This window comes from Neisseria sp. HMSC070H10 (genome assembly GCF_001837635.1).
GTDB lineage: Bacteria > Pseudomonadota > Gammaproteobacteria > Burkholderiales > Neisseriaceae > Neisseria > Neisseria subflava_A.
Map to the genome: position 1 here is coordinate 1 of NZ_KV833367.1, position 12,600 is coordinate 12,600.

Annotated in this window: 12 protein-coding genes; 2 read left to right on the plus strand and 10 right to left on the minus strand. The window is 49.1% G+C overall.

From position 1 onward, the window contains the following. The first annotated feature begins 160 nt into the window (after positions 1–160). Complete coding sequence (locus HMPREF2606_RS04275; protein WP_070711846.1) at positions 161–2,137, plus strand: TonB-dependent copper receptor; 1,977 nt, start codon at positions 161–163, stop codon at positions 2,135–2,137. 127 nt (positions 2,138–2,264) lie between these two features. Here the strand turns inward: HMPREF2606_RS04275 and HMPREF2606_RS04280 are convergent, their stop codons facing one another. The 4 genes from HMPREF2606_RS04280 to HMPREF2606_RS04295 all read right to left on the minus strand — a co-directional run bounded on the left by HMPREF2606_RS04280 (position 2,265) and on the right by HMPREF2606_RS04295 (position 6,532). After that, complete coding sequence (locus HMPREF2606_RS04280; protein WP_070711850.1) at positions 2,265–3,602, minus strand: sodium-dependent transporter; 1,338 nt, start codon at positions 3,600–3,602, stop codon at positions 2,265–2,267. Positions 3,603–3,869: 267 nt separating this feature from the next. Next, positions 3,870–4,775 (minus strand): metal ABC transporter solute-binding protein, Zn/Mn family, encoded by a 906-nt coding sequence (locus tag HMPREF2606_RS04285; protein WP_141756535.1) that lies wholly within the window; start codon positions 4,773–4,775, stop codon positions 3,870–3,872. 79 nt (positions 4,776–4,854) lie between these two features. Further along, positions 4,855–5,730 (minus strand): metal ABC transporter permease, encoded by an 876-nt coding sequence (locus HMPREF2606_RS04290; protein WP_070711856.1) that lies wholly within the window; start codon positions 5,728–5,730, stop codon positions 4,855–4,857. A 76-nt stretch (positions 5,731–5,806) separates the two neighbouring features. Next, entirely contained in the window at positions 5,807–6,532 is a 726-nt protein-coding gene (locus tag HMPREF2606_RS04295; RefSeq protein ID WP_070607635.1) for a metal ABC transporter ATP-binding protein, read from the minus strand. 269 nt (positions 6,533–6,801) lie between these two features. Between HMPREF2606_RS04295 and HMPREF2606_RS04300 the strand changes: the two genes are divergently transcribed. Further along, entirely contained in the window at positions 6,802–7,098 is a 297-nt protein-coding gene (locus HMPREF2606_RS04300) for a DUF2288 domain-containing protein (protein WP_070711861.1), read from the plus strand. A 66-nt stretch (positions 7,099–7,164) separates the two neighbouring features. Here the strand turns inward: HMPREF2606_RS04300 and apaG are convergent, their stop codons facing one another. The 6 genes from apaG to hpnD all read right to left on the minus strand — a co-directional run bounded on the left by apaG (position 7,165) and on the right by hpnD (position 12,218). Beyond that, entirely contained in the window at positions 7,165–7,533 is a 369-nt protein-coding gene (apaG, locus tag HMPREF2606_RS04305; RefSeq protein WP_003682575.1) for a Co2+/Mg2+ efflux protein ApaG, read from the minus strand. Positions 7,534–7,624: 91 nt separating this feature from the next. Continuing rightward, positions 7,625–8,113, minus strand: coding sequence for a phosphatidylglycerophosphatase A family protein (locus HMPREF2606_RS04310; protein WP_070711875.1), 489 nt, complete (start codon positions 8,111–8,113; stop codon positions 7,625–7,627). Further along, complete coding sequence (gene thiL / locus HMPREF2606_RS04315; RefSeq protein ID WP_070711864.1) at positions 8,106–9,062, minus strand: thiamine-phosphate kinase; 957 nt, start codon at positions 9,060–9,062, stop codon at positions 8,106–8,108. Before thiL ends, HMPREF2606_RS04310 begins: the two co-directional genes overlap by 8 nt. 188 nt (positions 9,063–9,250) lie before the next feature. Continuing rightward, positions 9,251–9,970, minus strand: a complete 720-nt coding sequence (locus HMPREF2606_RS04320; protein ID WP_003747583.1) for an SDR family oxidoreductase — start codon at positions 9,968–9,970, stop codon at positions 9,251–9,253. Positions 9,971–10,065: 95 nt separating this feature from the next. Further along, positions 10,066–11,373 carry a hydroxysqualene dehydroxylase HpnE gene (gene hpnE / locus HMPREF2606_RS04325; protein ID WP_070843363.1) on the minus strand — a complete coding sequence of 436 codons (1,308 nt, stop codon included), beginning with the start codon at positions 11,371–11,373 and terminating at the stop codon, positions 10,066–10,068. Next, positions 11,370–12,218 carry a presqualene diphosphate synthase HpnD gene (gene hpnD / locus HMPREF2606_RS04330; protein WP_070583806.1) on the minus strand — a complete coding sequence of 283 codons (849 nt, stop codon included), beginning with the start codon at positions 12,216–12,218 and terminating at the stop codon, positions 11,370–11,372. Before hpnD ends, hpnE begins: the two co-directional genes overlap by 4 nt. Positions 12,219–12,600 lie beyond the last annotated feature (382 nt).

A 12,600-nucleotide genomic window follows, 5' to 3' on the forward strand; every position in this document is an offset into this window, starting at 1 on the left:
GGCTGTTGGGGAAGGGCTTTTTTGCAAAGGTCTCAACCTATACGCCAAAAATCTGAAAATATTGATTTAGATTAAAATCCCACTGCTTCTATTTCACTAGACTTTATGTATAATACCTAGGTATTAGTTAATATAATTCCTAATAATAGAGAGAAACGATATGAAATACCCACCATTACTTATCTTGCCTATCGTCTTAGCCGTATCCCAAGCATGGGCAGAGACTAACCCTACACCTGAAGAAACGGTTACCCTTTCCCCTGTCACCGTCACCGGCACACAACAAGAAAAAGCCAATCGCGTTACTTTCAACCCCAAAGCTGCTTTGCAACCCCTCCCTGCCGGAGACGGGGCAGACCTTTTACAATCCGTGCCCAACATGAGCATCATCCGCAAAGGCGGCAGCTCGGGCGATCCGCTGTTCCGCGGTTTGGGCGGCTCGCGCCTCTCCGTCAATGCCGATGACCAGTTTATTTATGGCGGTTGCGGTATGCGCATGGACCCGCCGACTGCCTATATTCACCCAAATTCATTTGATAAAGTCGTGGTCACCAAAGGCCCGCAAACCGTCACCCAAGGTATGGGCTTGGTCAGCGGTTCGGTGCAATTTATCCGTAAAGACCCTGACTTCACTGAAAAACCTTACAACATCAATGCCACTCTGACAGCAGGCAGCAACGACCGCCTTGACGGCTCGCTGGAAGCCGAGTTCGGCGGCAAATACGGCTACGTCCGTACCAATATCTCCCATAACGAAGCCGACGATTACAAAGACGGCGACGGCAACCGCATTCACTCCAACTTCAAACGCGACAGCCAAATGTTGCAACTGGGTGTTACCCCGACAGAAAATACCACCATTGCCGGTACATACGAGCGCAGCAAAGCCAAGGTTGCCTACGCCGACCGCATGATGGACGGCAGTAAATTCGACCGTGATGCATGGAACATCCGCTTTACCCAACGCAACCTCACCCCATGGTTCAGCGAATTGGAACTGCGCTACGGTAAAAGCGAAATCGACCACGTGATGGACACATACAGCCTGCGTACCATCCGCAACCCTGCCGGCATGCAGATTAAAAATGCCAACAACCCTAAACGCAATACCGATACAGGCCGTCTGAAAGCCACTTTCGACTGGGACAAGCTCAACCTGCAAACCGGTTTGGATTATCTGGACGACGTCCACGTCGCACGCATGGAGCGTGGTGGCGACGGCTACAGCCACAAGCCTTACATGCCCAACCAAAGTTTCAAACAATGGGGTATTTTCACCGAAGCCTCTTGGCAGCACACCAACAATCAACGCTGGGTAGCAGGTTTGCGCCATGACCAAGTCAAAGCGCATTACGATACCGCGCGCGTTACCGACCCCGTTTTGAAACATCAAAAATTCAATTTGAACTCAGGCTTCCTGCGTTGGGAAAGAAATACGGACAACGGCCTGAAATACTATGCCGGCTTCGGTATTGCCGAACGCGCGCCTGACTACTGGGAACGCCTGCGCTCCGAACACAAAGCCATCCGCGCAGAGCAAAACCGCCAAATCGATGCAGGCGTAATCTGGAAACGTCCTAACCTCCACGCATCCGTATCCGTATTCGGCAGCGACATCAAAGACTTCATCATGATGGAGCGCCAAGGCATGAATTTCAACGTGCGCAACATCAACGCTTCACGCTTTGGCGGCGAAGCCGAAGTCAAATGGACATTTGCGCCTAACTGGGAAGTCGGCACCAGCCTCGCCTACACCCACGGCAAAAACCGTACCGACGGCAAACCTTTGGCACAAACCCCGCCGCTCGAGTGGAACAACACCCTTGCCTTTGACAACGGTAAATTCAGCGCGGGCGCATTATGGCGCGTCGTAGCCAAACAAAACCGTTACAGCAAAGGCCAAGGCAATATCGTCGGCCAAGACATCGGCGCATCTTCGGGCTTTGGCGTACTCTCGCTCAACGCTGGTTGGAAATTCAGCAAATACGCCACATTGCAAGGCGGCGTGGACAATGTGTTCAACAAAACCTATGCTGAATTCGTCAGCCGCGGCGGCGACCCGTCTGCCGGTACGCAAACCATGCGCGTGAATGAACCCGGCCGTACTGCATGGCTGAGACTGCAAGCGAAGTTCTAACCCAGCATCGCGCATCTATAAAAAGGCCGTCTGAACATTTTTCAGACGGCCTTAATATTTTTCATGATGTTTTAAACAAACAGCCCGAAGTTGAATTGCTTCGCCGGACTGTCTGCCCACTATCGGTTTAAATCAAACCCAAAGAGTTGATGAACACCACAACAATCGCAATCGGCGCAAGATAGCGAAGCGCACCCAGCCACAGGCAAAGCAGCTGTTTCGGCACGGTACTGCCCATGCCCGCATCACGCAGGACGGACTGTTTGTCCTGAACCCATGACGTAAACACGGCAACGCTCAATGCGCCAATCGGCATAATGACGGCGGAAATGATGAAATCCCACAAGTCAAAAATGGTTTTGCCGAAAATTTTAAACTCGCTCCATACGCCGAAAGACAGCGCCGAAGGAATACCGACTATGAAAATCGCAATACCGATTATCCAAGTGTGGCTGCTGCGCTTTTTCTCGTCTTGGCGGATGGTTGCCGCAATCACGGTTTCCAGCATGGAAAATGCGGAAGTCAGCGTTGCAAAAACAACCAACAGCATGAATACGGCGAATAAATAAGTCCCCATCGGCATTTTCATGAAAACCGCAGGCAACACGACAAAAATCAGGCCGGGGCCTTGGCCGGGTTCAAAACCGAAGGCAAATACCGCAGGGAAAATCACCAAACCGGCCAGCAATGATACAAACAGGTTCATCCACATAATCGTATGTCCGGAGCGGAACATATCCTGATCCTTACCCAAATACGAGGCATAGGTAATCATCGCAGACACGCCGATACTCAATGCAAAAAACGCCTGACCCAAAGCAGTCAGCATCGTGCCCGGTTTCAAATACGACCAATCCGGTTTCAACAAGAATGCCACGCCCTCCATTGCGCCGGGCAAGGTCAGCGAACGGACAGCCAGTGCGATAAAGAGGATAAACAAACCCGGCATCAACACGCGGTTTGCCTTTTCAATGCCGTCTGAAATGCCGCCTTTAACCACCCAAATGGTAATCAGCATGAACAAGCCTTGGTAAAACAGCGAACCAAACGGTGAAGAAATCGTGTTGCCGAACAAGGCTTCAAAGTCTGCGCCGGCATGAATTTCACCGGTAAAGCTGTGCACGACGTAGTTCAACACCCAGCCGCCGACCACGCTGTAAAACGACAGCAAAATAAAACACGCGGCCACACCCATGCGGCCGACCCACGGCCACTGCGAACCCGGGCGCAATACTTTAAAGGAATCAATGGCGTTTTTACCGCCCGTACGGCCGATGTAAAACTCAGCCAGTTGAACCGGTAAAGCCACCAAAATGGTGAAAATCAAAAACAAAAGAAAGAATACGGCGCCGCCGTTGGTACCGGCTGTATAAGGGAATTTCCAAATTGCACCCAAACCGATGGCAGAGCCTGCCGCAGCAAGCACAAAGCCGATTTTGGATGACCAAGACGAATGGTTGCTCATGATGTAATATTAAGAAACGTGAAGATGCCGAATTGTAACAGGGTGAAGTCAAGCCGTGAGTGGCCGGCAGACAACCGATAAGCAATTCGCACGGATGGTGCGTACTTACCAAGCAAATTAGCATGAATTTTTGATAATCAAACTTTTAATAGCACAAATTTTATTTTTATATTTTAAATTTGACGATTTATTTTAAAAATAAGCATATAAAAGGCCGTCTGAAACCTTGTTTTTAAGGTTTCAGACGGCCTTTATCTTGAAACCGCTTTATTTTTTCATAGCATCGGTCAAAACTTTGACATTGTAGCGGTACATGCCGATGTAGCTGTTGGCCGGTGCGCCACCCAGTGCATCAGAATACAAACGTCCGCTGACATTGACGCCGGTTTCTTTGGCGATACGGTCAATCATGCGCGTGTCTTTGATGTTTTCGGTAAAGACGGCTTTAATGCCCTCGCGTTTGATTTGGCGGATGATGGAAGCCACTTGTTTGGCAGACGGCTCGGCTTCGCTGCTCACGCCTTGAGGGGCGATGAATTCAATATTGTAGCGTTTGCCCATGTAAGAGAACGCGTCGTGTCCGGTCAAGACTTTACGCTTGGCGGCAGGTACGGCATTAAAGGCAGCCTGTACATCGCTGTGCAGTTTTTTCAGCTGCATTTGATAGTTGCCCAAACGTTGCTGATAGTAGGTTTTGCCTTCAGGGTCGGCTTGAATCAGCGCATTGGCAACGTTTTGTGCATAAGTACCCATCAAGACGGGGTCGGTCCAAACGTGCGGGTCAAATTCGCCGTGATCGTGATGATGGCCTTCATGATCGTGGTCATGATGATGGCCGCCCTCTTCTGCTTTCAACGCCTGAATGCCTTTGGTCGCTTCGGCGAAAGGCACTTTGCTCTGTTTGACTGCGCGCTGTACATCGGCGGCTTCCAAGCCCAAGCCGTTGAGCAATACCAATTTTGCGCTGCGGATTTTTTTGATGTCGCCGCTGGTCATGTGGTAGGCATGGCTGTCTTGGTTGGCGCCCACCAAGCTTTGAACGGCCACGCGGTCGCCGCCAATCTGTTTGGCCACGTCGCCCAAAATGCTGAAGCTGGTGACAACAGGCAACGGAGCGGCATAAGCTACACCGGTCAATAATGCGGCAACGATGCCGAGTTTCCAATGTTTCATATTCTCTCCAGTGATATAACGTAACATTAACATCATCATAAAACAGACCGCCTGATTATTCAAGCGGCCGTCTGAAAAATCATGCCGTACGGTGTTTCTTGCGGCGCAGCCATTTTGCCAAAATGCCGCCTTCCCAACCGAACACGACGGAAATCAGGTAAAGCGTGCCGCAGCATAAAATAATCGCCGGGCCGGACGGGATTTCGATATGGTAGGAAAACAACAGTCCTGCCAAGCCGCAAAGCAAAGCCAATGCTACAGACAAAATCATCAGCCAACCCATGCTTTTCGCCCACAGTCTGGCAGTAATCGCCGGCAACATCATCAAACCGACCGACATCAGCGTACCCAATGCCTGAAAACCGGCAACCAGATTCATCACGACCAGCACCAAAAACAACACATGCCAAAAGCCGCCCTTACCGCCTACAGCCTTGAGGAACAAAGGGTCTATGCTTTCCAACACCAGCGGGCGGAACATGACCGCCATAAGCAAAATAGTGACACTCGCAGAAACGGCAATCAGCTGCAAAGCCGGAATATCGACCGCTAACACCGAGCCAAACAGCAAATGCAGTAAATCGACGCTGCTGCCGTTTTTGCTGACCAAAACCACGCCGATGGCGAGGCTGCTCAAATAAAATGCGGCAAAGTTCGCGTCTTCTTTCAATGAAGTAAACCGGCTGACCAAACCTGCCAGTAAAGCCATCAGCAAACCGGCCGCAAAACCGCCGACGCTCATCGCAGGCAAACTCAAACCGGCAAACATATAGCCAATGGCCGCACCGGGCAAAACCGCATGGCTCAAGGCGTCGCCCACCAAACTCATGCGGCGCATCACCAAAAACACACCGACAGGCGCCGTGCTCAATGCCAGGCAGAAAATTGACGCCAGGGCATAGCGCATAAAGTCAAATTCGGCAAACGGCGCGACGACCAAATCATATAAATTCATGTTTTATCGCTTTTTTCTTAATCTCTGAAAGCCTGAGGCCGTCTGAAAAATACTTACTTTCAGACGGCCTTGTCCATTAAACCGCGCACCAATCGGCCGCTTCCTGTTTCTGCATCATTCGGTTTGCCTGTGCCAAAAACTCATCGGTCAACACATTTTCCGTCGCACCGGCAGTCACTTTTTCACGCGCCAAAAGCAGCGTGTTGGCAAAATATGCCCTTACCTGCTCGTAATCATGCAACACGGCAATCACAGCCTGACCGTCCTGATGACACTGTCGCAAAACTTCCAACAGCGCATAAGTCGTCCGCGCATCCACCGCGTTAAACGGCTCGTCCAGCAGCAAAAATTTGGCATCCTGCACCAGCATCCGTGCAAACAACACGCGTTGAAACTGACCATTGGACAAGTGCGCGATTTGGCGCGTGGCAAAATCCTGCATTTCCACGCGTTCCAAAGCCGCCATCACACGCTTTTTCTGCGCCGCGTTCACACGTCCGAAAAAGCCGATTTCATACCACAGCCCCATCGCCGCCAGTTCAAACACCGTCATCGGCTGGCTGCGGTCAATGTCCGACTGCTGCGGCAGATAGGCAATGTCCTTGCGCGCCATATTTTCATAGCGCACGCTGCCCGTATCCGTCTTCTGCAAGCCCATAATGGCTTTGAGCAGGGTCGATTTGCCCGCGCCGTTCGGCCCGAAAATCGTCCACATCTTGCCATCTTCAAACACCATATCGACATGATGCACCACCGGCCTGCGCTGATAGCTGACCGTCAGATTTTCCACCACGATACTCATGGCGATACCGCCCAAAAATACACAGCCCACAACGCCGCCAATGCAACAAGCGCAATCAGCAGCCTTTGCAGCAATCCGGTCAACAATACAGAATTCATAAGCCTAAAACCGCCCTTGCCCGAATACGGACAACAGGGCGTCTGAAAGAAATTAAAACTCTAAAATGATACTGTATAACGTTAACCCTGTAAATTTCTTTCGTTTTCAGACGGCATCGGGCAAAAGGCCGAATATCGGTTACAATCCGTTTTTTATTTGATGATTGTCCTATGTCTATTCCACTCTTAAACGAAAAACTCAATACCGAAACCGCCCGCATTTCATGGGAAGAGCTGCAACCCCACTTCGCACGCGGTGCCGCCGTTTATGTTGCGCCTGATTTGGATTTGATTGCCGTCGCCCGCCATGTTGCCGAAGATGAAGCCACGCCATTGAAACAATGGATGGAACAAGGCAAATTCGGTGCCGTCAGCGATGATATGGCGCGTACTTTTCTAGAGGATAAGCAGGAAATGTGGGCGGTCGTTGTAGCGCCGTGGGTATTGGTACAGCCTTGCAAAGACTGATAAGGCCGTCTGAAAAAACAAAACCGGAACATTTCCCATGTTCCGGTTTTTCATTTTTCAGACGGCCTATTGCAACGTAAAGCCTGCTTTGAATTCAAGCTTCGGCACCCCGATAACGAAACGTTTGCCGATACTGTCTTCAAACTCATACGCGCCTTCGATGCTGCCCCAAGGCGTGCTGATTTGCGAACCGCTGTTGTACTCATAGGCTTCGCCCGGGTACAAAACAGGTTGCTCTTCAATCAAGCCGGCATGGCCGACTTGCTCTGTCTCACCGTGTCCGTCGGTGATTTCCCAAAAACGCTGACGCAAAGTAATGATTTCATCGCTGCGGTTGCAGATGGTAATCAGATAATTGAAGGCGTAGCGGTCGCGATAGACGTCGCTCTGACCGGCCATATAACGCGGCTCCACGTTAATCTCGATTTCGTTCATAATTGTTCACCCGTATATTTATTTTATTTAAAACCGGATATTCCGGCGTGTCCGCCCTATTTTTGCAAAGGGTCGAAACACTTAAAATACATCACGCAATCCAATGAAACAGCCCCAAGACCATCAAGGTCATTACAGCCGCAATCAAATCATCAAGCATAATGCCTAAACCTCCATGAATCCGTTGGTCAAACCATTTGATCGGCCAGGGTTTTAACGCATCAAACAAGCGGAAAATAACAAAAGCCGCCAACCACCAGCTCCATTTAAACGGAATCAGCGACAGCACCAGCAGCATCGCGACAATTTCATCCCAAACGATACCGCCGTAATCCTGAATGCCCAGTTCCCTCTCGGTATAACCGCAAATGCGGATGCCCCAGAAAAACAAGGCGATACACAATAAAAGCAATATCCAGCCGTCTATGCCCAACAAGCACAATACAAAAGCCAGAGGTAATGCTGCCAGCGTTCCGGCCGTACCCGGCGCAACCGGCGACAAGCCGCTGCCGAAACCGAATCCTAAAAAACACAATGGTTTGTGCAACAGCCAAGAAAAAGTAGGTTTACGTTCAGCCAAAATGATCAAATCCTAAAGAAGTCAGTTCCAATACGCCGCCTTCGGCATCCAAAATATTCAGACGGCCTGAGTCAGTCATTTTACCAATTCGGGCAACCGGTACGCCACTTTGTTCCGCCGCCTGACAAACGCGTTCCCTGTCTTCTGGAGCGGCAGTAAAAATCAGTTCGTAGTCATCGCCACCGGCCAATACTGCCGACAACCATTGCTCGCGCGGCAAAACGTTTTTTAATTCAGGCAACGACGGCACACAATCGGCAAATATTTCCGCCCCGACAGCAGAGGCTTTCAAAATATGCCCCACATCTTGAGCCAGGCCGTCTGAAACATCTTGCGCAGCATGGGCAAACGGCAGCAATGCCAGCCCCAATGAAACGCGCGGCTCCGGACGGAGCAATTTATCATCGCAAACCGCCATGATTTCAGACGGCAATTGATAATGCCCCAGATGTTGGTTCAAAGCAGCGGCAGCCAAACCCAAGCGGCCCGATACCCAAATATCGTCGCCGACTTCGGCTCCATCACGCCGCAGGGCACGCCCTGTCGGAACTTCGCCTACTATCGTTACATTAAAGACCAAATCGCCTTTGGTGGTATCGCCACCAATCAACACCGTATCAAAACGCGCGGCCAAAGCAAAAAAGCTGTCGCAAAAACGTTTGAGCCAGTTTTGATTCAATTCAGGCAGCGCAGCACTGAGCAACACCCACCGCGGCTTGGCACCCATAGCAGCCATATCGGACAAATTTACTGCAAGCATTTTCCATGCCAAATCTTCAGGCGAGACATCTTCAAAAAAATGTCTGCCTTTGACCAACATATCAGCGCTAAAACATAAATCAAATCCGCTACTTGGGCGGATAATGGCGGCATCGTCGCCTATACCCAAAATCAAACCTTCCGATTTTTGTCGCTGCAAATATTGTCTGATAAAGTCAAATTCCGTCATATTTATCCAATATAACTATAACTTAGATTACTACATCTAAATTTGTGCCAGCCCGACGGTTGCCTACCAACACGTCAAACATCAAACCTACACCATTATTTAGATAAAAAACTCAATAAGTTAAAGGCCGTCTGAAAATATAGATTTCAGACGGCCTCATGTTCTCAAACCAATCTGAGCAGGTATATTTACAGATAGACGATTTCGCCTGTCCGCCCCCTGCTCTCTCGGCTTGCCCACCAAATAAATTGCGGCAGGACATCTTCGTAGTTTTTACGTTCGCTTTTCGATTCGCCCGGATGAGATTTGATACGTTGTGGCGAATTGATGGCACCCGGCACCAAAACATTGGCACGCAGGTTGTCAAAACGTTCCCACTCATCCGCGGCCACTTTACACAAATAATTGAGCGCGGCTTTAGAGGCACCAAAACCGCCCCAATAGGCTTGCGGTTTCTCGCCGTGGCTTTCGCCAACAAAAATCACAGAAGCATCTTCGGATTGCTTCAACAATGGGAACAGCGCACGGGTCAAGCCCATAGGCGCAACGGTATTAATACGGTATTGGTTGACCCATTCCGATACGGTTTGGAAGTCCAATGGCGACAAGGCATAGAAATAGCTGGCGCAATGCACCACGCCATCCAATTTTCCGCCGGTAGCTTCATCAATGGTTTCCGCAAACTGTTTAAATTCTTTTTCCTCAGCGCTCATCAAATCAAAGCAGATGGCAAACGGCTCTGGGCTGCCCGCAGCCACAATGGCATCATATACTTTTTCCAAACGCTTTTGATGACGCGCCACCAAAATGACAGTCGCTCCGGCCGCCGCATAGGCTTTGGCAACCTGCTCGCCCAAGCCTTGGGACGCGCCGGTAACCAAGATGGTTTTGTCCGCTAATGTCGTCATGACTTTTCCTTGAACTTTATGGTTTTAGATATTGTATCGGCTTGGTAAGTTTTGTAAAGTCAAAAAGGCCGTCTGAACATTCAGACGGCCTCAGTTTATTCAAACCGCAAATCCAGCATAAGCTTTTCAGCCGCGGCAAAACCCGACTGAACCGCCGCTTCCAAGGTCGCCGGATAGCGCGGATGGAGGTAGTCGCCGGCCGGATAAATACGGCGATGGTGCAGCCATGAGAAATCAGGTTGTACAAAATCAACCGTTGCCGCCGTAGTCGCGCGTTTTTCCGTAATAATGCGTACGGCTTCGGGTTTATCCAAATCCGGACAAATCCGCTTGATGTCCGCATGAATTTTCTTGGCTAAATCTTTGTCCTTCCAAGCCTCGGTGTAATCGGAAACGCTGATGACGACCGCAACTTCATTATCCGGCAAACCCAATGCCCCCCGATGCAGCACCCACTGCGCCGTACATTCAGCAAACCCGGTTAAAGGCGCAAGCAACTTGACTGCTTGGGCATAACGCAAATAAACCGTAGTAATCGCATGGTAATGCAACGATTGATAGGCCGTCTGAATATAGTCAGGCGTATCTTCAGGCAAAAGCGCGTCAATATGATATGGCGCAACAGCCAAAATCACCGCATCAAATACTTCGCCATTGATTTCAATTCGGCCATCGATATGATGGTTTAAATGTGTAATACGGGTTTCAAGATGTATTTTTGCACCATGCTTGTGCAGGAAATCCAAAGCCGGTTCGGCTACGATCCGCCCTAAATCCTGCTTAGGCAAAAGATAATCGCTGTTCGCCTTTTCAGACCACACGCCATCATTCAATACATTGCATAAAATGCGCAACGATGCCTGTTCTAACGGCGTATTTAAAGCACCCCAAACCAAAGGTTGCCAAAATTGGCCAAGTAGGCTGCGCGGAACATTTCGTGTTCTCAACCACTTTGCAACCGTCAAATCGGTTTTATGATGGCCTACCCAATGTTGCAATGCCGACATATCCGACAGCAATTTGATTTTCAATGAAAAAGAAAGATTTTTTGCACGCAGGATACCGACAAGCAAATGCCACGGTGCAGGCAGAGAGGCCGTCTGAAACTGCAATCCCTCATGGATGTACCATTGCAAAGGCTGGCGTAAAAAGGCTGATTCAGGTTGAACACCAATATGTTGCATCAAAGTTTGAACACCATGATACGCGCCCAACAAAATATGCTGCCCATTATCCAAAAAGCTGAATCCATCATCTTTCCCTGCTAAGGTACGCGCCCTACCGCCTGCCTGTCTCCCGGCTTCAAACAAAGCAATATCAGCTCGATGAATCAGGGAAACCGCCGCAGACAAACCTGCCCAACCGGCACCAATCACAGCAATTTTTGGACGCCGAATATTCATGGTTTAAATCCAAACAGCCAAGTTTTCAAAGCAATACGTTTTTTACGGGGAGAAGGAATCGCAATTTTGTAAGTCAAAACATTTTGCGCACCATCACGGTCGATTTCATTCAACAGCGCATAATAAATGGCCGCCATAATCAGACCGACTTTTTGCGATTTCTTATCCGCAGCCGGTAAAAGCAACATAGCCTCACGATAAGTTTCACGCGCCCTATCCACTTGAAACTGCATTAATTTCGCAAAATTGTCTGTCGGTTTACACTGCATGATGACGTTGGCAGGCACATCAAATTTCTGCATTTCCTCTATCGGCAGATAAATTCTTCCCTGCCGCGCATCTTCGCCCACATCACGAATAATGTTCGTCAACTGCAAAGCCAAGCCCATTTTGTCCGCATATTCCAAAGTTTGGGGATTGGAAAAACCTAAAATCCGCGCAATAAGACACCCCACTACTCCGGCAACACGGTGACAATACAGCTTTAATTCATCAAAACTACCATAACGAGCCTGCTCCAAATCCATCTGCATCCCATCAATCAAAGCTTCAAATTCATTCTTCGGCAAATCAAAACTTGCCCGAATATCTTTTAAAGCTTGATGAACAGGATGCTCAGGCATCTCATTATTAAACACTTTCTCCAAATCACTGCGCCACCAATTCAACGTTATCTGAGCTACATTTGGATCGGTACAGCCATCAACCACATCATCTAGTTCGCGACAAAAAGCATATAAAACAGTGAGCGCATTTCGTTTTTCTACCGATAAAAAACGAAAGCCGGATAAAAAACTGGAATGGCTTTCTGCAGCCTTTTGATGACAATAATCCAAAGCAAGCACTGTGTATCCTAAAAAATATCGTTATAAATAATTAACAGGGATTTTATCTGTATTTAAAAAAGTACGCCAATATCAAAAATTCATCTTACAACAAGGCCGTCTGAAAGCTATTCTTAAGTATCTTTCAGACGGCCTAATATCCTACGTCGCCAATATCGAAACCAGCAGCATCACCACCAACAGCTGTATCAAGGAGTAGCCCCTCTGTACAGCTGCCCCATTCCGTTTTCCGTCAAATGCTTTTAAGTACATATCTTTCTTCCCTTTATCTTTATCTTTATCTTTATCTTTGTATCCCTATCCGACAGGAGGCACCTTATCCGTTTGTCCTTTTTCACTCAATGAAAGCCCCATTGGTCCAAGTCTTCATTGCCACTGCCCA